Raw genomic sequence first — 24,979 nt, forward strand, 5'->3', positions numbered from 1 at the left:
TGATCAGATCAGGTTATCGGCGAGCCAGACGCGAAACTCTACCCATTCCGGGCGCATCTTGATTTCCGACACTTTGGCCCGATGCCAGTCACAGGCCTGCGCATGCAATTCGTTCAACTCGTCATCCGCCTTCAGTTCGGCCAGCAGAGGTGCGGCGCGGAGCGCGGCGGGCAGGATGGATTGGTCAGACTCTTTGTTGGCATTCATGTCCTGCCAATAGGCTTGCCCCTGATCCACCTTGATGTGGTTTGTTCGACCCCGGTCGCGCTTGACCAGAAACCCATCCATGGACCGGACTGAATAATGGTGGATGCGTCCCAAGGAATGGTCAAACCCACGCCACGCCCGCCAACCGACCTTATCGGCTGGAAACAGCTTTCCGCCAGCATCTGACCAAGCGATGTCGGGCGCTACCTCCTCGTCAAACCCCTTCGGGCGATGCGGGCCAAATCGGGTGAACTTGCCATTGTTTCGGAACAGCGTCTTCAGACCGAAGGCGCGACTTGAATGATAGGGAAATTCCTGATCCCCCATCGAGAACACCTCGGTCACCGGTCTGTCTTCGAAACTGATGTTTCCCGAGCTTCCAAAAAGCTTCCACGCGAAAGATATCGCATCGACTGGTTGCCCTGCCTTTTGCTCGACCTCGGCAATAAGGTCATGAAATCCGTTGTCGCCGCAGCGAATATTCCAGAATTCATCTACATCCAGACATAACAGCCAATCGGCCTCTTTGACCTTGGGCTGGCGGCGCGCGCGGCGCAGCATCTGGTGCTGGGGATTGCCTCCTTCTTTCACTTGGTTGCTGACATGGGTGGCCAGGCCAAGCTCTTGCAACCTTGCAGCAATCTTGTCCGTTCCGTCATCACAATCGTTGGTGAAAATCACAAAATGGTCGATGCCGAGCGTTTTGTGGAACGCGACCCATTCCAGCATGTATGGGCCTTCGTTCTTCATCGTTGTGAACACGGTGATGGACTGAGACATGTTACCCTTCCCAAATAGTCTTGCCCCACTCATACACATCCCGATCCGCATGGGCGAGACACGAAATTGTAGTAAGGGCATTCCAACGAGAACTGGTGCAACACCACACGGCAGTTGCACTGAAAAATCGCTAGTTTCTGCTGGATTATGGTGCGGTCGAGAAGCATCCGGCGATTTCGAACTAGCTTCTCAAACCCCTTATATTCATAGGCGAAACACCTTAGGGCAGTCCTCGGGTCTTACCAAATGTGTGCTGTATTGATAGCTAGCGTGTGCTGTCAATGATTGTCAATTTGAATGCCACTAGGGGTTTGGGAGACGGTCACAGACATCTGTCGTGTTCCAAGTCGCCTCAACCCCAACGACACCTGCGCTTGCCGAAGCCTTGATTTCATTTGGGCGTACAGGAAGATCACATGCACCCTTCAACGCCATCATCATACCTTCCATCAGCTTATCCTGAATTGCAGTAACGGTTGACCCCAAGGAAAACGCGGCCTGCACCGGTTCGATGTTTCCGCCGGACTTAAACACATAACCTTCAACTCCATCAACATTTGGGACCGCCATGTAATCTACTAAACCCGGTCCGGCCATCGACCGATATACAGACCAGGAAACATCTGGTTTTGAAGGCAAGGTATCTACGATGTCATCGTCAACCCAACCTTGGGCCATCATTTGGGCTGCGAGATTATCAGACGACAACCCACCTGCCGCTTTCATCCATGACCGATCGTCGTAAGTGAATTCTGGTACGGTATCCAAACCCATAGTCGTTAAGCCCGACACCATCCCATTATCTTCATCGACGGTAATGGCGCCATTGCTTGTTGCTTTGACTATACCATCTAAGGCGTCCGAATTCAGTTTTTGGGCGTACAGTTCTGACGAATGAAAGGTACTCAAAACCAAAGATATTGCTGCAACTGCCTTCATAACAATTCCTCTAACTAACTGCTGGTAATGGTCTCACTTTAGGCAAAAAAAGCCACATCCGTCCAACTGAAATGAAACGCTCATCAACGACCACAAGCACTCCAGAACTTAAAGCGCCCCAAGTTTTTTAGCGAAAAAATTTGAATGCCTGAGATAGATATAGGCGCTACGCGCTACCCCCCGTCAGGGTGCCGATAGACCAAAATTCCACCTACAGGAATGCCCCTTTAGTGCCATAAAAACATAGGCTTGACGTGTGATTCTACATGATTCATCTAGGCATTGCATCGCATCGGTGCAGCACTACCAAGAATAGGAATAGTAGAATGATCGTCTTTGACTTTTGCGTCGGCCCCTTTGACTTGCTCGTCGAGCGTTACCCGCATTCAGTGCCTCTTAACGTGACCCGTGAGGGACCGGGCGAGGTATTCGTTGATGTTGGCCGCTACCAACTGATGTTCATGAACCACCGGAAGACGGCTAAGGCAGCCTGAGTACGCGCGTCTCAATTGACCGGAGTGTAACAAGACAAGTGCCAACCTCTTAATAACCGTCTCATTTAAGTGGGGTTGAAACTTAAAGTACACCTTCCTACTTAACCTTTATAGGTAAATGATACACTTTCGGAGACAGGCACATGCTCATCGGATACGCACGGACATCCACAGCAGACCAGATTGCAGGCTTTGAGGCGCAGCAGCGTGAGCTTACTGAACGTGGTTGCGAGAAGGTGTTCGCGGAACAGGTCAGCAGTGTAAAGCAGCGAGGTCAGCTTGAGGCGGCCATAGACTTTGCCCGTGAAGGCGACACTTTGGTTGTCACTAAGCTGGACCGTCTGGCGCGCTCTGTCCCTGACCTCATCGATATACGCAAGCGGCTTTCAGGCAAAGGCGTCCAACTGCACATCATGAACATGCCAATGATGAATGACAGCGCCACAGCGCAAATGCTTGAGACCATCCTTGGGGCTGTAGCTCAGTTCGAACGCGAGGTGATGCTTGAACGGCAGCGCGAAGGCATTGCTAAGGCTAAGGCAGAGGGGAAGTTCAAAGGACGTCCTGCCATGGATAAGACCAAGGCCACAGCCATCCGTGAGGCGTTCGAGAACGGTGTGAAGCCAACCCAGATTGCGAGGGACTTCGGGGTCAGCAGAGCGACGGTTTATAGGTTGGCCAAAGAGGCCGCCTAGGGTCTGGCCCCATAAAGCGCCTAAAAGCAGCCGTTCGATGCGAAGTGCTTCAACGACCGAGTTGCGGACTTAGCTGTCGTTCTCAAAACCAACGGGTTCAATACAATAGACAACCTGAGACACTACCTATTTGAGACAGTGCCCTGATAGCAGGCGCTGTCGCTATGCGGCTTCGTGCTTGCTAAAAGCTTATGCTTGAGTTCAATCTGTGCTGATTTCCGAATCCGGGTAGGCTGCTTCTTGGGACGCAGCAACTTCACCTGAATTGTTGGTCATAATACCAACCAAAAGGTTCATGTCTGCAAATACCGAATCATCGATGATGATGTAGCTCTTTTCAAGCGTAAGGGAGTCGGGCCCCTCCAACAGCGTGTAATCAAACGTCAGATTGCTGTCGGTCAGTTGGGGATTGGTGATCTCAACTATCAAAGACGTTGCTTTGCCGTCGACTTCCCCGATAACTGCAGCATTGGGCGGGTCTTCTGCAAAGCTGTCTTTGCCTTCGTTCCAGGCATCGATCAGTTTTTCAGTCGGCACAACGCTCGCGGCACGAAGCGGTCGGTCAGCGAATACAATCATGTGGTTACCCGTACCGTTCAGAGTGAGCGTTCCGTCAGACAGAGTTGCCTCATCTGCATGTTGGACAAACAGCACCTTGGGTTTTTCCTGGGTTTCATCCTCAGATTGAGCCATCGCTGATGTCGAACAAACCACAACTGCTGCCACGGCTCCGAGAATTCTCATTGAAATGCTCATTTCTATCTCCTTTAATCGCAATCATCATATTGCGCTGGTTGCACCTAGAGCTTCTCGTCATGCTGGCTCTGATTGCTTCTTCACTCCCTACATGTGCATGGCCCGCTATGCGGTTCAAGAGAACATTAATTATTCTTAAAGATGCGCCCCAATTGGAAGGCATCTTTTGGGTGGTATGCAGAGGGAAATTGACCAAAACATCGTATGTCAGTAATCAATATTAGTCCTTAAGCATCACGGTCATTTACTGACGGTGGTCGGGAATACATCCTGCGGTCGTAGTATACTGTGTTTTAATGCAAGTAAGTATAGGCTCTGAGCCGACATCTGACGGTTTCAGTAGGTCATAGGGTCGGTTCGGTCTGCATTAAGGTCGGCTGAGCGGGACAAAGCCGGCATTCGATTTCTCGCACCGAATGTCGGCTTCCGAGATCGCGCTTTTAAAAGCCACTTAGGTAGGGGGTCGGCAGTAGCCGTACCAAGCTCGATCTAACGTTGCGTTATGGGGCCGCATGTTTAGCACATACATCTGGTTCCCAAAATCAAAGTGCCAATACTCCGAGGGGTAATTTACAAACCCGGCTTCTGACATGACCCAGTACAATAAACGGCGGTGGATCAGAGCGGCATTGTCATCTTTGATATGACCAAGGTCAAACGCTTGCTCCAATTTGTCGGTATGGGCCGCAGAGCTAAGATCATCGAATGCAGCGCCCATATCCATTTCCTCACCAGTATCGAGTGAGCGGAGCATTACGTCGATTGAGGCCCCAGTTGAATGTGTCGGCCAGGTCGTCGCATCATCCAGATCGAACCTTCGAGGGTCCGAGCTGTACTGACTGGTCAGAGCTTCCAACTCAGCTTGGAGAAGATTTGGATGATCCTTTTTGACCTTTTCTAACGCCCATGCCCATAGACCGCATTGTGTATCAATTGGGCGATAGGCGTCATAAACAACAAGTTCACAACCAAAAGTTGCCAAGACTTTGTTTGCCGATAGAAGCATCGGGACCAAACTTTGACGGCACCACATGCGAGGGAGACTCCCATCAATCCTCTTGCCGTATGGAGCGTTTGAGCCGTCCGAAACGTGATAATAGGGCAAGATTGCAATACCTTGCGCGCCAATATCAATAAGCGCTTCCGAACCACGAGGATCTGAATCATCTATTTGGACAAAATGATAGTTTCGTGCGTCAAGGTCTCTATCCCTAGGCGGGATCGGCGGAAGCTCGGATTTTATCACTGACGGTTTTTCCTGTGTCGGGCTTTGGTTCAAAGCTAGAGAACGTGACTAACCCATGCAAGAAATGTTTAGCTGACACATGACATGCAGTCATTGGCGCGACGTGCAGCATCCGGCAAAATGGGCTCACAGCAGACATTTGAAAGTCAACAAATAGGAGCGACGGCCATGAAGAAGCTTTCAGCTATACTTAATAGGTGGCCGGTCTTCTACTTGTTGCTCGTATGCTCGTTGATAATTGCCATGCAGATGGGCCTGATGATGGCCTGGCATTTTGGACTCGATTTCTTTGCAGATGATAAAGAACTGTTTGTTTACATCTTTAGTTGGGCATGGGTGGCTTGGGCTGTGACAGTGGTAGTCTTACTTTTGCAATTTATGAGTAATAAGTTTGGCGACCGAAAGTAGTTGGAAAACTAGGAGCTTGCGCCGATGCCTGCTGGGCGGGTCATTGGTAGTTCACAATAGGGAGCCAAGGTTCGCTCTGCGGACCTTCCAGCCGTTCGCTGCGCCAGTTTCCAACGGCCGCTGATTGCGCATCACGACATTGCGTTCCAACAGGCGGGCGGATTGCAGACCTTCACTGCGCTTTACACCAAGGTCTCCTATGCGTCCCCAGGCTGCTCTATGCTAGTATGGTAAACTTGGTGTTGGGAGCCTGTAAAGACACAGGCTCCAGAGTTAAGATTGTTGGACCACCTGTATGGCAGAACTTGTAAGTAAGGCACCTATTCTACTTTTCGGATAAACTGGGTCATATTGTAGCCGTATTCACCGTCGCTGACCATTTGGCTGGGTCCGTAATGGCGCATGAGTACGTTGAACTTTCCTGTGGTGTTGCCTTCCACAGTCGGGATGTTGTTTGGCATCCCGGCACACCCAAAGCGCAGCGTAAACGTTCCATCTGCGTTTTGCTCCGGGTTCATTTCACTAGAGACGTTTGCTACGTCGTTAAACATGTAACCGTCGGCATTATACACGGTCGCCGACCAGAAATACTCCGCTTCCGGGTCAACGAATGTGGTCTCATAGCAGGCGTCTGCATCAAAGTAGGGACTTGTCTGGTAGATATTGTCCAGCACCATCGCGCCGCCCCAACCTCCAGCCGCACCAACATAATTCATGTAAGGTGTTTGGCCACTCTCAACGTTGCTGTAGGCTGTCGCCTGATGATAACCGTCACTAAAATCGGCGTTCCCTTTGGCCTCGATTTCTTCAAACGAGGCCTCATCCCAGTCCTGTATGATGAACTGTTGTGGCTCTGGTGCTTCAACAACGAGATTGTCGCGCAAATCCGCATCGAGTGTTCGCACGATCACAAATGCGAAATCCGTTTTTGCAGTAATATTGTAGCGACCCGGCCCATAGATCATGCGCTGCGTTTCATGGTTTTCATCGATGATCTGGGTCGTCACGTATTTGTCTGTCTCAGGGATGGTGATGTACACTTCCCGACTGGACACATCGAACACTGAGGTCGAATAGTCCGTGTCGCGGTTCATGCGTACGACAAACTGCTCAGCCGGATCGCTACTTGGCACTGGCATCTTCAGGAAGGTATTGATGCTGCCGGCCTTTTCGATGATGGCTGCAAATCGCAAGTTGGTATAAGCCTGCGGAAAGTTTTCTTCAGTTACGATGGTCGGCTCGGCTTGAGCGAAGCTCGCCATCAACGAGGCAGTTGTGGCGAGTAATAAGGTTTTTTTCATGTTGTGATCCTACGTTTTACTTCGGTTTTCACTTTGTTTGGCTTGGTATTTTAGGCTTCTGAATACTGGTTTCTGCTGATTGCGTTCCTCATAGAAACGAGGAAACAAACCAAGCAGATCGCCCAGATAACACCCTTCAGAATGACTGAATTTACGTCTTCGTGGGGGTGGTCAGGGCGGAATGTCTCCTGTCTGAGCCAAGCCTCCAGGTGCGCCGCAAACGGAACAAACATTCCTCCGGTTGCGTAGGCCCAGGCCGAGGCCATTAGCGTCGGCCCCCAAATGGCACCGCTGCGCCAGACAAGAGCTGCCGCCAAAAGCAACAAGCCACACAAATAGTCTTCGATCATTGTTGTGGCGTTGATGGAAAAGTATCCAACGCCTCTGCGCGCTGTTTCGCCAACTAGAAAAACAGCGACCATCAGCCATGTTAAGTAGTAGACAATTTTCATACTGTTTCCTGTTTCGGTTCTTTCGGAGAGCTTGGAATTCAAGACTGCGCCGGGCTCTGCGACCGCAGGCCCGGCGCACATGATCAATCAAGCAGTTCGATGTCCCCAGGACGCCAGGTTTTTTCGAACCAGGGCTCGGTTGGGCTATAGAGCCGCAGAATTGCGAAGAAGCCTTTACCGGGAACAGTTTCGATCCAGTTGGTTTCCAAGCCTTCCGGAGCTTCCGGCCCAAAGTACAGGTCTACTGAACCATCTTCGTTGTAGGTCACCGAATCTTTGTGCTTTTCGCTGTTGTAGCTCGGAAACGGCTGACTTGTTTGAAGCTGCGAACGTGTTTGCGGATCGTAGAGTACGATAGACAGGAAGTTATCCGCAGGCGGATCGGCCGGGATGTTCAACCGATAATTCTTTCCACCATCAAGGTAGTCGCCATTCTCGTCCAAAGCGCCCCACGCATATTGCGACCCTTTCCCAATTAGTTTTAAGGTCATCGCCGGGGTGTTAACAGTCGCGAAGTAGAAGAACTCAGTCCGGCCATCAAGATCACGTCCTCCCGCACCTTCATCGCGCAGGAATTCGTAGTTTCCACCCGGAAATCCAACTTTCCAATAGCTTCCTTCGTAGATGAAGTCCGCTGGATTGCGTTCATACCAAAGCAAAGTGCGCGCTGTCGCGTTTGCAACCTCGGCCGCTTTGATCAGGATGTTCTTCATCCGCAAATCCGGATTAAACGGCTTTCCTTTCTGAACACCGACGGATGCGAACAGTCCGCGCAGTTCAGGATCGAGAAACGGAACCGGCTCACGATCAATTACCGTATGCAGCTCTTTGAAAAAGTCGAAATCGGTGGAGTGGATCGTATTATACGCCACACCTGACATATTGGTGAATTCCATCTCTGGCGGGTTGTCTTTCTGCGCCAACGGATAGATTTTCAATCCCTCGCGGAACAGGTTGCTGGAGAAATCCGGCTTGCCATCTTTCAGGAAGCCACGGGCAATGAACCAATTGATCCAACTTGTAGACTGAGCGACAAAATAGGTTTCACCGTCGATCTCGGTTTCCAGGCCGCCAACCGGCCCTTCCAGATCACCTTCGTAATCCGGTGGCAGGATCAGGTATTTGCCACCTTTACCAGCATCCGGACCGGGCGCACCTGTGTCCACAACAAACCGAAAGAACGCGTCGTTGACCGTTCCCGGACCTGTGCCCGCCGGAAGTTCAATGACAGTCGGTCCGTCTTCCTCCAAATTAAGGATAGCGCTGACATAAACGGTGTCCGTATTGCCGGTCAGGAACAGAGAATTGCTGTCCATAAGATCATCGAAGATCGACACGTGGTTGGAGCTGGTCTTGCCATCGCGCATCTCGCTGCGACGGATAGCTTCGAGCGATGCGGCGGGCATACCATTCAGGAATGTTTGTACACCGCGAATGTAATCGAGGTGGTTATAAAGTGCCTCTGCTGTAGCCGTAGTGGGAATACCGTCAAAAAATTCGATGTCGCCCACCCGAGTTGGATACTTGTCGGGCGTGAGCAGTCCTTTCGGGATTTTAGTGTTATAGCCTGGTGTTGGGTCGTCGGCGTGCACCGGCCCGTTGAGCAAGCAAAACGAGAAAATCGCGGCGCTGCATATCTTTAATGTCAAAAACTTCACTTTGTTTTCCTTTATGGTCTGTTTTCGTTTTTGTCAGGATACTTCGGCCCTTGCGGTGTCCAACTACAGTTGGAGATGCAATTTCGTCTATCCGTCGCTGTTCCGGTCTTGCCGTCCGTCCTGCTTGCAATCGCGTTTGTCTTTCCCCGCACCTTCGGCCTGACGGCAGTCCTGACGATCATCGGAACGGTCATCGCGGTCGTCTTGACGGTCACCCCTGCGATCTTGCCGTCGATCAGAGCCCTGAGTTTGAGCGAATTGAATATGAGGTGAAACGCCACTGGAAAGTTCGAAATGAACCGGTATCGCAGCGCCTATGACGAGTGCAGCGGCCGCAACTAATGACATTCTCAAATGAAGCAAGAAATCCAGTGCACGTATTCCTTCTCTGCTTGGGAGAGGTATGAGCAGTCTATGGTTTCGAAGTATCCAAGCAACTCCCATGTCCTCAATCATTGTAAAATGGTATGTGGTTCTGGCAGTCGAAACAATTGATCGCTATCAATAGTGGTTATGAAGAAATTCAATATTGCCTCTCTTGATGGACAACTTCTGATCACCTTCTTGACGGTGCTGGAAGAATCTTCAGTCTCCAAGGCGGGTATTCGCCTTGGAGTTACCCAATCAACGGTCAGTCATGCGCTCGTGCGTCTCAGAGACTTTTTTGACGACCCCCTCTTTGTGCGCTCGGGTCAGGCAATGTTGCCGACGGATCGCGCAAACTCTTTGAGAATTCCCGTTCAAAACGCGCTGGATGCCCTTCAGAAGCTCACTTTCGAGCGCAGATTCGAACCCGAGACCGAAGACCTCTTCTTCATCGTTGCTGCAAATGACATGCAACGCGATTTGATCTTTCCCAAGTTGCTGCGTGAACTGCGTGACGACGGCGTGTCGGCCGCATTCGAGTTCATTCCCTCAGGTCATCCAACTTCGGGTATGATGCGCGAAGCTCGCTGTCATCTTGCGCTGACGCCATTCCCACCGGATGCAACAGACATTGTGCAAAAACCTATCCTCCACGGGCAAATGATGTGCTTTTTTGACGGTGCAGTTCGGAAAGCCCCTGCGACGTGGGAAGAATATTGTCAGGCAGACCACCTTACGGTGCGATTTCCAGATGGGGGAACATCCCTAAGGGCACTGACTGGAGTGGACAAATCAGGAATCCGCGAGGCACGGATATCCGTGCCAAACTTCAGCGCTATCCCTTCGTTCGTCAAAGGGTCAGATTATCTCGCGACAGAAATGAACCTCATGAAACTGAGTGTTCTGAGCGAGCTTGAAATGGCACCGCTACCAAACCCATCAGATTCCTTGACGATTTACATGAGCTGGCATCAACGCAGCACCAACGATCCGGCCCACTCTTGGCTACGAGAAAAGATCTCGTCCATCGCAGATGAGGTTATGGAAACTGTTGCAACCTCTTGAACCCAAGCCGTGCAGTATCGACGGTCTTTATTTAAGCCGTTTGCTGCCAACCCAGCAACAAGCGCAATTATGGCAATTGAGCAACGAGCGGAGCGCTACGCCAGGCGCCGTACCGCCCTGCCTGTACACCATGTCGGCAGAACTGAGCAGGCGCTGTACAGTCGTTTGGGCTCGTTACTGCCGTTAGCTGCGAAGATCACCAAGGTCGGCTCTGGGCCGTCCTTTCGGCGACCAAAGTCAGCAATGCGCGCTTCGCGCCATTTTAGGCGGGGCGCAGCATTCGGGACTCTGGGCTCGGAGCAGCCGTTCGCTGCAATCTGCCTGAACGCCCGCTTTTCCGCCAGTGAGCTGATTTTGTATTCATAGGTCCAGAGCCTAAGGCACTGATTTAACAACCCGCAGGTCATTTTTGTCGGTTAAGGCGGACCTTTGGCTGTGACGTGAGTGACCTTAGACACCCTCGCCCCCAAGCTGCAGCAGTAAGCAAGCGCTCGTCGGCCTTTAGGTGTCCGCAAAGGGTCGCTTAGAAAGATATTTGATATCATATAGTTATAAAAATCCCTCCCACGTGAAGTAAGTAAACGCTCGTTAGAACGACCGTTAATTGCCCTGTTGATTTCGTAAAGTGGAACCTACTGAGCACTTCATGAGCATTCCATCTAATTGTAGCAGGGTTGAGGTGTCCGATGCGCTGAACGCTTCACCCTAACCAGCCAGCTTATGATGCACTTTCGGCGTGTCTTTCTTGGTCGTGTCGTAAGGCGGCGGAACTTCGGTCCCGCCAGATTACTTCTGCGTGTCTGTGCACAAGGGCGTAATCCATTGAAAAGCCAAGTTGCACGCAATGCGTGAAGCAAACAATCAACCCATATCAAACGGAGCCAAGAGCAATGAAAGCCTCTGAACTCAATACTGAAAATGTCGTGGTCGCATGCGACGACATACCTGTCACATCAATATCAAAGGACCCCCGATTTTGGTTTCGTTCTGGTGAAGCACCGAGCGCCGACCACATCGATACCCTAGCGAAAGCCTTACGGTCTGGCCGAGAACTCGACCCGATACTGCTCTGGCGGGAATGCGATGATACCGGCAGCCATACCGGGCGATTGATCATCATGGATGGCCACCACAGGACCGAGGCATACTATCACCACTTCGAAACCCACAGGGTTGACCTAAGAGATGCTCCTCTGGTTCCCGTTCTTGTTCACGAATGCCTGCCTATGGTTGCCCGTTTGGTGGCACTGGCGGCGAACACAAAAGACAGTAAGCCCTTGATGCCAGCAGAGCGGAACAACGCCGCATGGCGGTTGGTTCGCGATAGCTTGCAGTGGACGGGTAAGAACTGGCAGAGCCAGATAACCAAGTTACAGATCGCACATGCGTCAGGGGTCTCAACACGAACCGTTCAACGCATGAACAAGGTGTTTAAGTTGATGACCGAAGCAGAGCACATTCCGACCGGGGAGTGGTGGCAGGACAATCAGTGGAAGGTCCAACTCGACGACGCTTGGACGCCTCCCAGCAGTGAGGAATTGGAAGCAATGACCAACGACGCTGCGAATGCAATCAGCAAGGTTTTGACCGATGCCAAGCTAAAGCGGGATGAGGATGTCCTTACAGTGTTGTGCAAGGTGTTCGACCCTTGGCGATTGAAGCAGATCACCGCAGAATTGTGGGAGAGCGATGTACTGGACGCTGACGAAGAATTTGCGGACACCAGCATCGTTGACCGAAGGCGCACCGCAAGGACGCCTGTAGGGGACACTGAACGACCGCTTGATGCGTTGCTGAGAGCGGCCAACGACGACGAAGGCAGCAACTTCACATACAACCCCCGGCGCAACTTCAAAGGACGCGTGGACACGTTTTCAGACGACGCTCTCAGTTTGGATTAAATCGGCTTCTGAGAGTATCCTAAACGATTACCCGAGGTGGCCGTGGTGGCGGCACGAGGGGAGACACATAGAGGGAGACATTGTCTCCCCTTAACAGCAACCGGGGGCGTCCAGAACGGGCGTCCCTTTTCATATCTGGAACACACAATGAAACTGAATGAGCAGAACCGCGTGGCCGACAAAAGGCTGCGCCGTATCGGCAATGACAAACGACGAGCGTTCACGAAACGCCTGAAGTCAACCGCACGTGCCCGTCTGGGCCGCGACAAGATTGACGATCAGCTTGCCCTTTGGGCCGACCGACAAAGCCACTGGGCCAGCATGAGAGTGCGCCCTGAAGTGGTGATTACAGTCAACACCGTGCGTGAACGCATGGTCAAACAGTTGGAGCGTGAGGTCTCACAGAGCGAAGCGCTTTCATTCTTGGTTGAGCTTGGCGTGGTCGCCATGACCAACCGCAAACAAACCAAAGCCCCCTAACGAACGAAGAAGAACCCCAAATGACAAACACTGAAATCACTATTCACACTGATGGCTCATGCCTTGGAAACCCCGGTCGCGGCGGCTGGGCTGCAACTCTCCGACGATACGAAGACGGCAAAGAGGTCAAGAAGCGGTCCATCAATGGCGGCGTCAAGCACACCACCAACAACAGGATGGAAATGACAGCCGCCATTCAGGGTCTCCGCCAAATCAGGCGTGACGAGAAAGCCCAGATCACGGTCTTTTCCGATAGCCTGTTGCTTATCCGAGGGATGACCGAATGGATGCCCACATGGCAAACTAACGGCTGGCATAAAGCAGGCGGCAAACCCGTCGAGAACCGCGACCTTTGGGAAGAACTTCTAGCCGCATCAGACGGATTGAACTTGCAATGGGAGTGGGTGCGGGGCCACGCAGTTGATCAAAAAAATGAAGAAGTCGACGCGCTGGCAGTAGCGGCAGCTATTGGTTCTACGAGTCGCTGCCCGCGAGACCGAGGCTATGCGGCTTAAGAGTGCTCTTGTGCGTCATGCTAGAAATTGAAGCTGGCTGTCGCGGAGTCGTGCTTTTCTATCTTTTGGCAGCTAATGTCTGGGCATAAAACTCCAGCCGCTGAGGTAGGCAGCACTCATTGATGCAAGAATGCCACAAAGACTCACAACTGCGCCCAATTAAACAAAAATCTTCAGTTCGCAACTTGAAGTGTTCCTAGTCCGTTCCCAAGTCGATTTCATCGTCGTCTTTAGGGCGGCGCAGTCGATCGTTTAAACTGTCAAGTCCTGTGGCCAGGTACATGCAGATTTCGAGTACCATTTGTTGGGCTCCTGTATTTATACCGGCGACGCGGCTTCGGTTTCCGGTAATCCCGGTTGTTATGTAAATGACAATATAAGCGAACACGTCGAAAAGATGGGCACCACGCAGAACAGTCGGGGCCGGAACGAATAAGGGCAAGTGTCCTGCCTAATGTTTCGGTCCCTCTCGCGTAGGAAAATGGAACCAATATTTTCACCCAAAGACCTTAAACACTACCCTCATTTTGACCGCAGACTTTCCATCAAAGAGGCCGAAGAAATTGTTTCTGACCCCGCGCGGGTCGCCGCAAATAAATTCTATCCCTTCTTTCTGTATGAAGAGACTTGGCAGCCATTTAGGATAGCTGAAAAAGAACGACCAGAGCCGAAGTCACGGCCCATCCGATATGCTGCTCGTCGGGACGCCTATATCCTTACACATTACAGAAGAATCCTCGCCGAGAGATATGAAGAACGCCTTTCCAATTTGGGTGTAGAACACTGCCCAATTGCATACCGGAAGATTCCCAAGGGTGGCGGCGGAGGCAAGTGCAACATTGACTTTGCGAAGGATGCCTTTGACGAGATTGAGAAACAAGGCGACTGCGTCGCCATCGCACTCGACATCAAAGGCTACTTCGAGAACTTGGATCACGAACGTATCAAAGCGGTCTGGTGTGACCTTCTAGCCGTTGACAGACTACCCCCCGATCACTTCACCGTCTTTAAGAATGTCACCCGGTATCACGTTGTAGACCAAAAGGATGTTTACCGCCGTCTTGGATACATTGAGACGGTCAGCGTTAATGGCTATCCCCGCGAGCGCTACACTGTTCCTTTCAAGAAGATGCCAACCCAGCTCTGTTCCCCTGCTGATTTCCGCGCCAAGATTTGCGGCGGCGACCCCACAATTCCAAGTTTGGTACGGCGCAACGCAGACGAAGAAGGCAACCTCCTCAACCATGGAGTTCCGCAAGGCGCACCGATTTCCGATTTGATTGCAAACTTCTATCTTCTCGGCTTCGATGTAGCGATGAACCAGTATGCGGAGTCCCGGGGCGGTCGTTATATGAGGTATTCAGACGACATTCTTTTGATTGTTCCGGGCGGTGAAACCGAGGCGGATGAAGCAGAGGCATTCGCTGTGGGCGAAATACGCAAATACGGTGAGGAGCTTCAGATCAAAGAAGCCAAGACTTGTATTGTTCGCTTCCTGCGCGATAATGATGCCCTAGCCTTTCAGCATGTACGCGGACCTCAGGGAAAGAACGGCTTTGAATATCTCGGCTTCCGCTTCGATGGCCGTCAGGTCTATGTCCGCGACAGCACCATATCCCGGCTGTACCGCAAGGTGGCTCTATCCGCAAAGGGCGTGGCGCGTGGCTTTGCAAAAGCGCATCCCAAAATGAACGCCTCAGAGATATTGGCTACCTTCAACTACTCCGACTTCAGCCAGAGATTCAGCCGTGTTCATCCGGAAGAACTTTCGCCAGACGACTACGGCACATGGACGTTCTACAGCTACCTAAAGCGCGCATCTGAAACATTCGGAGCGCGCGGAGCACCAATCTTGCCGCAGGCGCGTAACTTCAAAGCGATTATGAAACAGCGTATTGCCGAGGCGATGGTCAGGGCTGTGGTCCAAAGGGATAAAGCCGCAGCAGCGGCAACCGAAGCGGAAGCTGAATAGTTACTTGTGGTTACTATCGAAAACAAAGGGTTACGCCGAAAGGGCGCATGGGCATTAGCGAAGAAATGCAAAAGCGTATCCAAACTCAGATGCGTCAGCACGTCGATTAGGTGGAAGGTCTGTTGTGCCGCAGGGTTTAAAGCCCAGCCTTAACGCCCCACCTAGCGAACTCTCTCAGCCGCGCCGCACGCCCACCATAAGTACTCTCAGCGACCGACTGAGCGGAGTGCCCGAGATACCCATGACGCACCTCTACTGGTGCCCCTGCATCTCTCAACTTATCGCTTGCCCTGTGGCGCAACCCGTGGACCTTCATGCGCTTGTCGTCAGTGTTCTTTTTGACCGCTTTCATCAGCGCCGCAGAGGCAGCCGTAGGGCCACCATCACGGCCATAAGAAAGGAACAGTGGCTCGTCGCCCTTACGCCCCTCTACACGCGCCCCTAGGGATTCCCTGAGGCTTTCTGAGGCAATCGGAACATACCTGTCACTGTTGCTATTCTTGATGCCGTTGATTTCGTTTGAAGTGATCAGGATGGATGGAGTTTCCCCTTTCAGGTCCACGTCACTTACGCGCAAACCACAGGCTTCACCAAGCCGCATCCCGGTGCCTTTTAGCACCCGCCACATATCAGGAAGGTCTTTGCTTCGACCGCCCTCTAAGGTCTTCTGCACGGCGTCGACAACGCTGTCTGGTAGCGGGACGTTCTTATCCAGTGAGCTAACCTGTTCCTTGGGCCACGGCAGGCGCTCGAAATGGTTTCGCTCAGACGGAATCTCCAATTCCCTGACAGCATGGTTGTAAGCAGCGGCCACAATGATCACCTCACGCTGACACGACTTGAGGGCCAGAGGTTGTCCGTTGGCTTTCTTGAGACCTAACAAATGGTCCATAAAGCTACGCGCCGTCTGACGGTCGATGCTTTCAATGGTTACATCTTCGAGGGGCTTCTCTAGGGCCTCCTTCAGTCGGCCAAAAGTACGGTCAATTCTCACCATCGCCTTTCGATCATCGACCAACCCCTTGTCATTGGCATAGGTGTCCCTCATGTCGACCAGCGACGGCTTAGGAGGTTCTCGGTCAGGGTTCAGGACAGCAGCCACGACATCTGGGTCCTCGCCACGGGCAGCCAGACTGTGGCCCACTACCCCGCGCGTCCAACTGTCGTCGGGGTCCAAACCTTGAGCACCTGCTACGTAATGTTCTGCAAGGCGCTGCGCGTCGATAAACTTCTGAGTTGCCGACCGAGTGTCCACTTCAGGGTTCCGCCTAAGGGTGTCCTCAACGATGGCGTCAAAATTCCTCAGGTGAAACTGGTACTCGCGCTGAAAAGCTGCCCCATCACGAGCTTTAATGTGCTTCTGATAGGCATCCTCACCACGAATTTCACGCACTCGCTTGGGCCACCTTCTACGGAACCGCCACTGAGTTTCGCTGATTGCGTCGACGTAACTGATCTTCATTCTAAGGGCCATTGTGTGCTGTCCATGTGTGCTGTTTGCGTTATGCGACACACTCGGAAAATGCTGAATGCCCTTATTTATAAGGCCGGAAACCAACCGATCAAGCTGGTTCTGGTGCGGTCGAGAAGACTCGAACTTCCACGGGTGTTACCCCACAGCGACCTCAACGCTGCGCGTCTACCAATTCCGCCACGACCGCACTGCCAATGACTTGGTTGGAGGCCATATAGACGGTGGCGAACAGGATGTGAAGAGGCAAAAAACGCGCCAATTTGAATTCCGCGTTGCCATTCTTATCTTTACTGCAGACAGAGTTTAGCCCCCCTTCCCCGGAGCCCGCCCATGACCGCGCAAGATCCCCGCCCAATTGTCCAGATTGATATCGTCTCAGACGTTGTGTGCCCCTGGTGCATCGTGGGGTTTCGCCAGCTTGACCTGGCTTTGAAAGAACAAAACGTGCTCGCCAATCTCAGATGGCATCCTTTTGAGCTGAACCCCAATATGCCGCCAGAGGGCCAGAACCTGCGCGAACATATCATGGAGAAGTATGGCTCAACGGCCGAGCAGAGCCAGCAGGCCCGCGATCAGCTGACCCAGATCGGCGCCGAGCTGGGCTTTACGTTCAACTTCAATGACGACAGCCGGATGGTAAATACCTTTGCCGCGCATCAACTGCTGGACTGGGCCGAAACGCAAGGCCGCCAGCATCCGTTGAAGATGGCCCTGTTCGAGGCTTACTTTACCAATCAACAGGACGTATCCCAATCCGATGTCCTGCTTGATGCAGCCCAAGTGGCGGGTCTGGACCGGAACGCCGCCAAAGCGGCTCTGACTTCGGGCGATCACATTGCGCCGGTTCGCGAAAAGCAACAATTCTGGACCAGCCGTGGTGTTTCAGGTGTCCCGTCGATGGTGTTCGCTGGCAAGTACCTGGTGACTGGTGCGCAGGGGGTCGAAACCTATTCGGACCTGTTGCAGCGGTGCCTGACCGAGGCTGCGTGACCTCTTTTCATCGCCTCGCCCCGGCGGTAAGGAGCCCATATGGAATGGAAGATCACTGACGGGCTGACCGATTACAATGACGCCGTCGCCTTCATGGAGGCACGCGTGGCTGCAATTGCGGCCGGTGAAGCGGATGAGTGTGTCTGGCTGCTGGAGCATCCGCCGCTTTACACCGCCGGCACCTCAGCCCGGATTGAAGACCTGACCGACCCGGATCGCTTTCCGGTCTTTGAGGCCAAGCGTGGCGGTGAATACACCTATCACGGCCCCGGCCAGCGCGTGGCCTATGTGATGTTGGACCTGAACAAACGCGGCAAGGATGTGCGCCGTTTCGTCAAGCAACTGGAAGAATGGGTGATCGCGGCGCTTGCCGAGTTCAACGTGCATGGTGAAATCCGTGACGGTCGCGTAGGTGTTTGGGTTCGGCGCAATGACAAACCACTGACCGCTTCGGGCCAACCTGCCGAGGATAAGGTGGCGGCGATCGGATTGCGCCTGCGCAAATGGGTCAGCTTCCACGGCATCTCGATCAATGTCGAACCTGACCTCGAACATTTTTCTGGCATCGTCCCCTGCGGCATCACCGAACATGGGGTTACGTCGCTTGTCGATCTGGGGTTGCCGGTCACTTTGATGGACGTGGACACCGCCCTGCGTAAAACCTTCTCAGAGGTTTTTGGCCCCAATAGGCGCTAAATCCATACCTGCGAATCGTTCAGAATCAATGCGCTGTTAACAATCCCGCAATTTTTGACCCCGCTGTTTCCATACTGAGCCAAAATTTCCCAATGGCTACAGTACAAATAGGGCAAATGGGTGAAAAACTCACTCAAATGGATACATCCCGCGTGTTTGCGGGTAGTATAGATTTACCGTTCTTAGAGTGAGTGGTGTGTTTACCGGTGATCTTAGGTCATCCTGAGTAATCGGAAAATTTTTTGTTAACGAGTCTGCCGTTCCGACCCCAAATCGGAGCGGCAATTCACATCCCACTCTATAGTTTCTCTTCTGTATGCCCAAAACGAGACGACCCGACACACGCGCGGTCGATCTGCTCAAGCTCAAGCGTGGCGTGACCAATGGCAAACCGGTCGCGGAGCGATTGTCTGACGCTGGCCCTCACCCCTTCCGCATCGACCCAGGCCGCCGCGTCCACGACCAGATGGGCCGTCAATGCAGGCTCTCGCTCCTGCATGCTCCACAGGTGGACATGGTGAACCTCGGACACACCCGGTATGTCCTCGATGGCCGAGGCAACCTCCTCCGGGTCCAGTTCGGGGGGCGCTGCCATCATCAGAACGCGGATCGTTTCGCCAATTTCACTTTTGACGTGCCACAGTATGTAGACCGAAATCAGGATCGTGACGGCGGGGTCTACCCATGTCCAGTTGAACAGGATCACCGCGGTGCCGGCAATGATCACAGCCACCGATCCCAAGGCGTCCGCCACATTGTGCAGAAAGGCCGCCCGGATGTTCATGCTGTCCTTGGCCATCGAGTAAGTCAGCGCAGCCGTGACAAGGTCCACGATCAAAGCCAGTGCAGCGATCCAGACGACCATCCAGCCGTTAACCGGCTCAGGCTCAAAAAACCGCATCACGCCTTCGTAGAACAAGTACACCGACAGCACGACCAGAGTGGTATAGTTGACAAGCGCGGCGACGACCTCGGCCCGGCCATAGCCGAAGCTCATGCGTGGGTCGGCAGGTCGGCGGGCGATTTTACGGGCAAAAAAGGCGATGACCAGCGCGATGGCGTCAGAGAAATTGTGCAAGGCGTCGGCGATCAGCGCCAGCGACCCTGAAAAAATGCCCCCAATAACCTGTGCCAGCGTCAGGAACATGTTGACGGCAATAGCCCAAGCAACACGCGCGTCCCCTGCCTCCCGGTCTATGTGATGGTGCGCGTGGCTGTGCCCCTTATGAGAATGATCATGTGCCATCTGAAATGTGTGTCCCTTGTTACGGCTGCACATTGCATGTAATTCCTCTAGTAACTAGAGGTTCAAGAGCCCTGAGGAAAAAGATGTATTCGATTGGGTATCTGTCGCGTCATACGGGGGTCAAGGTTCCGACCATCCGGTTTTACGAAGACAAAGGTCTGCTGCCTCGCCCGGACCGAACAGCGGGTAATCAGCGTCGGTACGACGACACTGCATTGAAACGGCTGTTTTTTATTCGCCATTGCCGCGATCTGGGTTTACCGCTGGCCGATGTCGAGGGTTTACTGTCCCTGGAAGGCGCGTCTGGCGGCGACCTTAACCAAGCGCATGAAATTGCCGGAAGACAGCTGGCTGACCTGCGGGACCGTATTTCCCGCCTGCGTAGCCTCGAGGCGGAACTGACCCGAATTTCCAAAGCCTGCGATGGCAAGCACGACCATGTATGCGCCGTGCTTCACGCATTTGGCGATCATAGTGAGTGCGCGGGGCCACACGCGCACTCGAAGTAACTGCCTCCCAGTCAGCTCAGCGCGGCTTTGATCTTGTCGGCATGCTGCGCGATCAGGTCGAAATCGCCCATCGTTCCCGGCGCCCGTACAGCGACGCCATCATGGCGCGGCAGGATATGGAAATGCAGGTGGAACACCTCCTGCCCTCCGGCGGCCTCGTTGAATTGCTGGACAGTGACCCCGTCCGCATCAAACGCTGCGACGACAGCCTTGGCCATTTTCTGGACCGTTGCGGTCACAGCCCCGAGTTGTGCAGGCGTTGCATCCAGTATGTTGCGGCAGGGGGTTTTGGGGATCACCAGCAGGTGCCCGTCCGCGCGCGGCATGATATCCATGAAGGCCACCGTATCGTCATCTTCGTATACTCGGCTCGAAGGGATCTCTGCGCGCAAAATCTTGGCAAAAATATTCTCGGGATCATAAGCGGTCATTTCAAGTCTCCGATTAACGCGTTGCCGACAGTTCTGCGGCGCACCCCGGCCCGGGTCAAGCGGGGAACGCAATTCCCAGCCGCCCTCTTGAATTCGGGGCGCTGATCCCCAGATGAATGCGGAATTTGGTGAAAATTTCGCGGCTCGCCCTCCTGCCCGCGACAATTAATCTTGATCCAGATCAAACTCGACCATTGAAGGTCGCCCCCCCGCAATCTAAAACCAGCAGGAATCCCGCGCGTTGGAGAGGTCCAACTGCGCGGTGCAGTTGCAACAGGAGGCACCTATAATGGCAGACGCAGCCATTCATGGTCACGACCATGAAGACCAGCGCACATTTTTCCAGCGCTGGTTCATGTCGACCAACCACAAGGACATCGGGATTCTATACCTGGTCGTCTCGGCACTTGCCGGTCTGATTTCAGTTCTGATGACTGTTGTCATGCGGATCGAATTGATGGAACCCGGGGTGCAGCATATGTGCCTGGAAGGGTTCCGACTGTTCGGCAGCGGAGCCGAGCTCTGCACCCCTAACGGACACCTGTGGAACGTTATGATCACCTACCACGGTGTTCTGATGATGTTCTTTGTGGTCATCCCCGCGCTTTTCGGCGGATTTGGCAACTATTTCATGCCGTTGCAGATCGGCGCGCCGGATATGGCGTTCCCGCGGATGAACAACCTGTCCTTCTGGTTGTACGTTGCTGGTACTTCGCTGGGCGTGGCCTCGTTGCTAAGCCCCGGTGGTAACGATCAGCTCGGTTCGGGCGTCGGCTGGGTTCTGTACCCACCGCTGTCGACGACCGAAGGCGGCATGTCCATGGACCTTGCGATCTTTGCCGTGCACGTATCGGGCGCCTCCTCGATCCTTGGCGCGATCAACATGATCACCACCTTCCTGAACATGCGTGCCCCAGGCATGACCCTGTTCAAGGTGCCGCTGTTCAGCTGGTCAATCTTTGTCACCGCTTGGCTGATTCTCCTGGCTCTGCCGGTTCTGGCGGGTGCGATCACCATGTTGCTGATGGACCGCAACTTTGGCTTCACCTTCTTTGATCCGGCCGGTGGCGGCGATCCGATCCTGTATCAGCACATCCTGTGGTTCTTTGGCCACCCGGAAGTGTATATCGTAATCCTGCCCGGTTTCGGCATCATCAGCCACGTCATCGCGACCTTCTCACGCAAGCCTATCTTCGGTTACCTGCCGATGGTCTGGGCGATCATCGCGATTGGTGTGCTGGGCTTTGTCGTGTGGGCGCACCACATGTACACCGTCGGACTGTCGCTGCGTCAGCAGGCGTACTTCATGCTGGCCACGATGGTTATTGCGGTGCCGACCGGCGTTAAGGTCTTCTCGTGGATCGCGACCATGTGGGGCGGTTCGATCGAGTTCAAGACACCGATGCTGTTTGCCTTCGGCTTCCTGTTCCTGTTCACCGTTGGCGGTGTGACCGGTGTGGTTCTGTCGCAGGCCGGTGTGGACCGTGCGTATCACGACACCTATTACGTGGTTGCGCACTTCCATTACGTGATGAGCTTGGGTGCCGTGTTTGCGATCTTTGCGGGAATGTACTTCTACTTCTCCAAGATGACAGGTCGCCAGTACTCGGAATTCTGGGGCAAGGTTCACTTCTGGATGTTCTTCATTGGCGCCAACCTGACCTTCTTCCCGCAGCACTTCCTTGGCCGTCAGGGCATGCCGCGCCGCTACATCGATTACCCAGAGGCATTCGCCCAGTGGAACTATGTATCGTCGATTGGCGCGTTCATCTCTTTCGCCTCGTTCCTGCTGTTCTTCGGCATCGTGATCTACGCCCTGCTGCGTGGCAAGCGTGAGACCCGGCCGAACCCTTGGAACGAATACGCGGATACGCTGGAATGGACCCTGCCGACCCCGCCGCCCGAGCACACGTTCGAGCAGCTGCCGAAGCAGGAAGACTGGGATAAAGGCCACGCCCACTAATCCCGGCAAGATAGACTGATAAAGCCCCGCAGATGCGGGGCTTTTCATTTTTCAGGCCTCAAGAATTAAACAACGCTGGCATAGACTTGCCAGAGAATAAGCCGTTAGACTGACTAGCAATCACCAATTGCGCAGGACTCGGTCGGTCATGATCCTTCACAATGGAATTACTGTACGACAGATGGTCAAAGGCTCATTTGGCTTTATCTGCATCGTGCTGACATGGACGTTGCTGGTTGTACTGGCGGATGAGCTCACGACAATCGAGCTGATCTCGAACCCCAGCCCCCCCGTCACCATGCTCGGGCTGGCAGTGGCATTTTTCCTTGGTTTTAAAAACACATCAGCCTTTGCGCGCTGGTCCGAGGCGCGCAACATCTGGGGCGAGATCGTCAACGCCAGCCGGGACTGGGGCAACACCGTCGGCAATCTGGTGCTGTCTGACGGCACACCGATTGATCCCGCGCTGCGCGACGAACTGATCGAACGTCACATCGCATGGCTCAATATGCTTGCCTTTCAGCTGCGCCAGCCCTCGCCAACAGGACGCAGCCGACGTCCATGGATGTTTGGACACAAACCTATATCTGACCGCACCGAGCTGCATCAAAAGCCCGAATGCTGGCGTGAATGCCAGTTGCCAAGCGACTTGCCAAGGCTTGAAGGCAAGAGCAATCGCGCCTCCTATCTGTTGTTTCTTCAGGGCAAGAAACTTGCTGAGTTGGCGCGTAGCCGTGGCATTGACCCCTATTGGCACGTCGCCCTGATGGACCGCCTCGCCCGGTTGACGACGACACAAGGCCAGTGTGAGCGCATCAAAAACACGCCATTCCCAAGACAGGTTGCCGAAGTCGGCCGCGTTTTCAGTTGGATCTTCATATTCATGCTGCCACTGGCGTTCAACGACGAGCGGTCAATTATCCCCGAAACAGATATCTCCGTATGGCAGCTTGTTATCTTCGACTGGCTGACATTTGCGCCAGTTGGGGCGCTGGTCTGCTGGATCTTCTTTGTCACCGAACGCGTCAGCGCCTCGATGGAGGATCCGTTCGAAGGGGATGTGACCGATGTTCCGATCTCGGCCCTGTGTCGCAGCATCGAGATCGACCTGCGGCAGATGACCGACTGCGGTATTGCCCCTCAACCCGCGCAACCCATCGAAAAAGTTCTGTTTTAGAGCGACCCGATTTGGCGCATCCGCAACGGCATTTCAGGGTGCGTTCGATAATCTGCCCATTTTAGGGTATCATGTATCCAGAAACCCTGGGATCGGAGCCATCAGATGCCCGAAATAGATTTTTGGTTTTCCATCGGCAGCACATACAGCTTCCTGACGATCATGCGCCTGGATGATTGGTGTGATGAGCATGACGCGACCGTCAATTGGCGACCGTTCAACGTGCGCACCGTGATGTCCGAACAACAGAACATTCCCTTTGCAGGCAAACCGGCCAAATCCGCATATATGTGGCGTGATATCGAGCGGCGAGCCGCCAAGTACCACCTGCACGCCACGCTTCCAGCACCCTACCCGATCTCGGATCTTGCGCTGGCCAATCAGGTTGCCGTTTTGGGGATGTCGGATGGCTGGGGTAAATCCTTTACACAAAACCTGTACCGCATCTGGTTCGAAGAAGGGATCGAGGCGGGCAGCGAAACGGCGCTGTCAGAAGCGCTGCATCGGTGTCAGCAGGACCCGCGGCTGACCCTTGCCCGCGCCCGCAGCCCGGACACGATCTCGGCCCTAGAAACCGAAACCGAACAGGCCACAAAGCTGGGCGTTTTTGGCGCCCCCAGTCTGGTCGTTCGCGGTGAAGTTTTCTGGGGCGACGACCGGCTGGACGACGCGTTGTCCTGGGCCAAAGTTGGACACGTCATCTGATCTTTCCTGTTAGACACCGGCAGGTGTTGCGCTATTTTTGCACCATGCCGTATCGATGGAATCAAACCTCAAGTTCCGAGCAAGAGTTACGCCTGTGGCCGCATAACTCTCTGCCCCCACGCTGGGCGATGCGTGTGGTGTTGGCGGTCTTCCTGTTTGGCTTGATTCCCCTGATGGCTGTTCTTGGGTCGGTTTTGCTATGGGGTTTGCTGCCATTCATGCTGTTGACCGTTCTGGGCCTGTGGCTTGCGATCCAATCCAATTACCGGGCACGCAGCGTCTTTGAGGTGTTGACCCTGACCGGCTCGCAGGCCCGTCTGGTGCAGCATCACCCGCAAAGGGGGCAGCAGGAGTGGTCCTGCAACCGCTATTGGGCCCGTCCCGAAATGCATGAGCGCGGCGGCCCGGTCCCGAATTATGTCACACTGACCGGTGACGGTCGCGAGGTAGAAATCGGCGCGTTTCTGTCTGAGGAAGAGCGGATTTCGCTGTTTGATGAGCTCACAAAAAAACTGCGCGAACCTGTCGCGCAGCCTTAGCATCTTCGCAAACA

General features: G+C 53.7%; 26 protein-coding genes and 1 tRNA gene. 16 read left to right on the plus strand and 11 right to left on the minus strand.

The genetic code is table 11. The features are described from left to right. Positions 1-3: 3 nt before the first annotated feature. Both DS906_RS04635 and DS906_RS04640 read right to left on the minus strand, forming a co-directional pair. On the minus strand, positions 4-987 hold the full coding sequence (locus DS906_RS04635) for a glycosyltransferase family 2 protein (protein ID WP_113789040.1): 984 nt from the start codon (positions 985-987) through the stop codon (positions 4-6). Between the two features lie 303 nt (positions 988-1,290). Continuing rightward, on the minus strand, positions 1,291-1,926 hold the full coding sequence (locus DS906_RS04640; RefSeq protein WP_113789041.1) for a hypothetical protein: 636 nt from the start codon (positions 1,924-1,926) through the stop codon (positions 1,291-1,293). A gap of 326 nt (positions 1,927-2,252) precedes the next feature. Here DS906_RS04640 and DS906_RS22125 point away from each other — a divergent pair, with 326 nt between their 5' ends. Further along, a complete protein-coding gene (locus DS906_RS22125; RefSeq protein WP_158541280.1) occupies positions 2,253-2,420 on the plus strand; it encodes a hypothetical protein in 168 nt (55 codons plus the stop codon). Positions 2,421-2,563: 143 nt separating this feature from the next. After that, complete coding sequence (locus DS906_RS04645; RefSeq protein WP_113789042.1) at positions 2,564-3,115, plus strand: recombinase family protein; 552 nt, start codon at positions 2,564-2,566, stop codon at positions 3,113-3,115. 201 nt (positions 3,116-3,316) lie between these two features. Here DS906_RS04645 and DS906_RS04650 read toward each other — a convergent pair whose 3' ends face one another. Continuing rightward, positions 3,317-3,871 (minus strand): hypothetical protein, encoded by a 555-nt coding sequence (locus tag DS906_RS04650; RefSeq protein WP_158541281.1) that lies wholly within the window; start codon positions 3,869-3,871, stop codon positions 3,317-3,319. A gap of 451 nt (positions 3,872-4,322) precedes the next feature. Beyond that, positions 4,323-5,117: a M15 family metallopeptidase gene (locus DS906_RS04655; RefSeq protein ID WP_113789044.1), complete on the minus strand. Its 795-nt coding sequence runs from the start codon at positions 5,115-5,117 to the stop codon at positions 4,323-4,325. A gap of 168 nt (positions 5,118-5,285) precedes the next feature. Here DS906_RS04655 and DS906_RS04660 point away from each other — a divergent pair, with 168 nt between their 5' ends. Then, positions 5,286-5,525, plus strand: a complete 240-nt coding sequence (locus DS906_RS04660) for a hypothetical protein (RefSeq protein WP_158541282.1) — start codon at positions 5,286-5,288, stop codon at positions 5,523-5,525. A 320-nt stretch (positions 5,526-5,845) separates the two neighbouring features. Here the strand turns inward: DS906_RS04660 and DS906_RS04665 are convergent, their stop codons facing one another. The 3 genes from DS906_RS04665 to DS906_RS04675 form a co-directional block, all read right to left on the minus strand. Next, complete coding sequence (locus DS906_RS04665; protein WP_113789046.1) at positions 5,846-6,826, minus strand: DUF1214 domain-containing protein; 981 nt, start codon at positions 6,824-6,826, stop codon at positions 5,846-5,848. A 50-nt stretch (positions 6,827-6,876) separates the two neighbouring features. Beyond that, complete coding sequence (locus DS906_RS04670) at positions 6,877-7,278, minus strand: hypothetical protein (protein ID WP_113789105.1); 402 nt, start codon at positions 7,276-7,278, stop codon at positions 6,877-6,879. A gap of 83 nt (positions 7,279-7,361) precedes the next feature. After that, on the minus strand, positions 7,362-8,936 hold the full coding sequence (locus DS906_RS04675; RefSeq protein ID WP_113789047.1) for a DUF1254 domain-containing protein: 1,575 nt from the start codon (positions 8,934-8,936) through the stop codon (positions 7,362-7,364). A 75-nt stretch (positions 8,937-9,011) separates the two neighbouring features. On the opposite strand from DS906_RS04675, the gene DS906_RS04680 reads away from it, so the two are divergent. The 6 genes from DS906_RS04680 (at position 9,012) to DS906_RS04705 (ending at position 15,235) form a co-directional block, all read left to right on the plus strand. Continuing rightward, complete coding sequence (locus DS906_RS04680; RefSeq protein WP_113789048.1) at positions 9,012-9,209, plus strand: hypothetical protein; 198 nt, start codon at positions 9,012-9,014, stop codon at positions 9,207-9,209. 240 nt (positions 9,210-9,449) lie between these two features. Beyond that, entirely contained in the window at positions 9,450-10,367 is a 918-nt protein-coding gene (locus DS906_RS04685) for a LysR family transcriptional regulator (RefSeq protein WP_113789049.1), read from the plus strand. Between the two features lie 848 nt (positions 10,368-11,215). Further along, a complete protein-coding gene (locus DS906_RS04690; protein ID WP_147235170.1) occupies positions 11,216-12,268 on the plus strand; it encodes a ParB/RepB/Spo0J family partition protein in 1,053 nt (350 codons plus the stop codon). 147 nt (positions 12,269-12,415) lie between these two features. Next, entirely contained in the window at positions 12,416-12,748 is a 333-nt protein-coding gene (locus DS906_RS04695; RefSeq protein ID WP_113789051.1) for a hypothetical protein, read from the plus strand. A gap of 20 nt (positions 12,749-12,768) precedes the next feature. Then, a complete protein-coding gene (rnhA, locus tag DS906_RS04700) occupies positions 12,769-13,263 on the plus strand; it encodes a ribonuclease HI (RefSeq protein ID WP_113789052.1) in 495 nt (164 codons plus the stop codon). Positions 13,264-13,744: 481 nt separating this feature from the next. Then, positions 13,745-15,235, plus strand: a complete 1,491-nt coding sequence (locus DS906_RS04705) for a reverse transcriptase domain-containing protein (protein WP_158541283.1) — start codon at positions 13,745-13,747, stop codon at positions 15,233-15,235. A gap of 136 nt (positions 15,236-15,371) precedes the next feature. Here the strand turns inward: DS906_RS04705 and DS906_RS04710 are convergent, their stop codons facing one another. Both DS906_RS04710 and DS906_RS04715 read right to left on the minus strand, forming a co-directional pair. Then, positions 15,372-16,628, minus strand: coding sequence for a site-specific integrase (locus tag DS906_RS04710; RefSeq protein WP_233494684.1), 1,257 nt, complete (start codon positions 16,626-16,628; stop codon positions 15,372-15,374). A 181-nt stretch (positions 16,629-16,809) separates the two neighbouring features. Next, positions 16,810-16,896, minus strand: a tRNA-Leu gene (locus DS906_RS04715). A gap of 143 nt (positions 16,897-17,039) precedes the next feature. Here DS906_RS04715 and DS906_RS04720 point away from each other — a divergent pair. Further along, a complete protein-coding gene (locus tag DS906_RS04720; protein ID WP_113789055.1) occupies positions 17,040-17,699 on the plus strand; it encodes a DsbA family oxidoreductase in 660 nt (219 codons plus the stop codon). Between the two features lie 39 nt (positions 17,700-17,738). Further along, complete coding sequence (gene lipB, locus DS906_RS04725) at positions 17,739-18,395, plus strand: lipoyl(octanoyl) transferase LipB (protein ID WP_113789056.1); 657 nt, start codon at positions 17,739-17,741, stop codon at positions 18,393-18,395. A 298-nt stretch (positions 18,396-18,693) separates the two neighbouring features. On the opposite strand, the gene DS906_RS04730 is transcribed toward lipB, so the two are convergent. After that, positions 18,694-19,641, minus strand: coding sequence for a cation diffusion facilitator family transporter (locus DS906_RS04730; protein WP_113789057.1), 948 nt, complete (start codon positions 19,639-19,641; stop codon positions 18,694-18,696). A gap of 83 nt (positions 19,642-19,724) precedes the next feature. On the opposite strand from DS906_RS04730, the gene DS906_RS04735 reads away from it, so the two are divergent. Further along, a complete protein-coding gene (locus DS906_RS04735) occupies positions 19,725-20,150 on the plus strand; it encodes a helix-turn-helix domain-containing protein (RefSeq protein WP_113789058.1) in 426 nt (141 codons plus the stop codon). Between the two features lie 11 nt (positions 20,151-20,161). Here the strand turns inward: DS906_RS04735 and DS906_RS04740 are convergent, their stop codons facing one another. Further along, positions 20,162-20,581, minus strand: coding sequence for an HIT family protein (locus DS906_RS04740; RefSeq protein WP_113789059.1), 420 nt, complete (start codon positions 20,579-20,581; stop codon positions 20,162-20,164). Between the two features lie 289 nt (positions 20,582-20,870). Here DS906_RS04740 and ctaD point away from each other — a divergent pair, with 289 nt between their 5' ends. The 4 genes from ctaD to DS906_RS04760 all read left to right on the plus strand — a co-directional run bounded on the left by ctaD (position 20,871) and on the right by DS906_RS04760 (position 24,965). Next, entirely contained in the window at positions 20,871-22,544 is a 1,674-nt protein-coding gene (ctaD, locus tag DS906_RS04745) for a cytochrome c oxidase subunit I (protein WP_113789060.1), read from the plus strand. 148 nt (positions 22,545-22,692) lie between these two features. After that, the gene (locus tag DS906_RS04750) at positions 22,693-23,721 is read left to right on the plus strand and encodes a bestrophin family protein (RefSeq protein WP_113789061.1); all 1,029 of its coding nucleotides are present in this window, start codon (positions 22,693-22,695) and stop codon (positions 23,719-23,721) included. Between the two features lie 105 nt (positions 23,722-23,826). Next, complete coding sequence (locus DS906_RS04755; protein WP_113789062.1) at positions 23,827-24,426, plus strand: 2-hydroxychromene-2-carboxylate isomerase; 600 nt, start codon at positions 23,827-23,829, stop codon at positions 24,424-24,426. A 44-nt stretch (positions 24,427-24,470) separates the two neighbouring features. After that, complete coding sequence (locus tag DS906_RS04760) at positions 24,471-24,965, plus strand: DUF2244 domain-containing protein (RefSeq protein WP_113789063.1); 495 nt, start codon at positions 24,471-24,473, stop codon at positions 24,963-24,965. Positions 24,966-24,979: the final 14 nt, after the last annotated feature.

Source organism: Ruegeria sp. A3M17 (genome assembly GCF_003318255.1).
GTDB lineage: Bacteria > Pseudomonadota > Alphaproteobacteria > Rhodobacterales > Rhodobacteraceae > Ruegeria.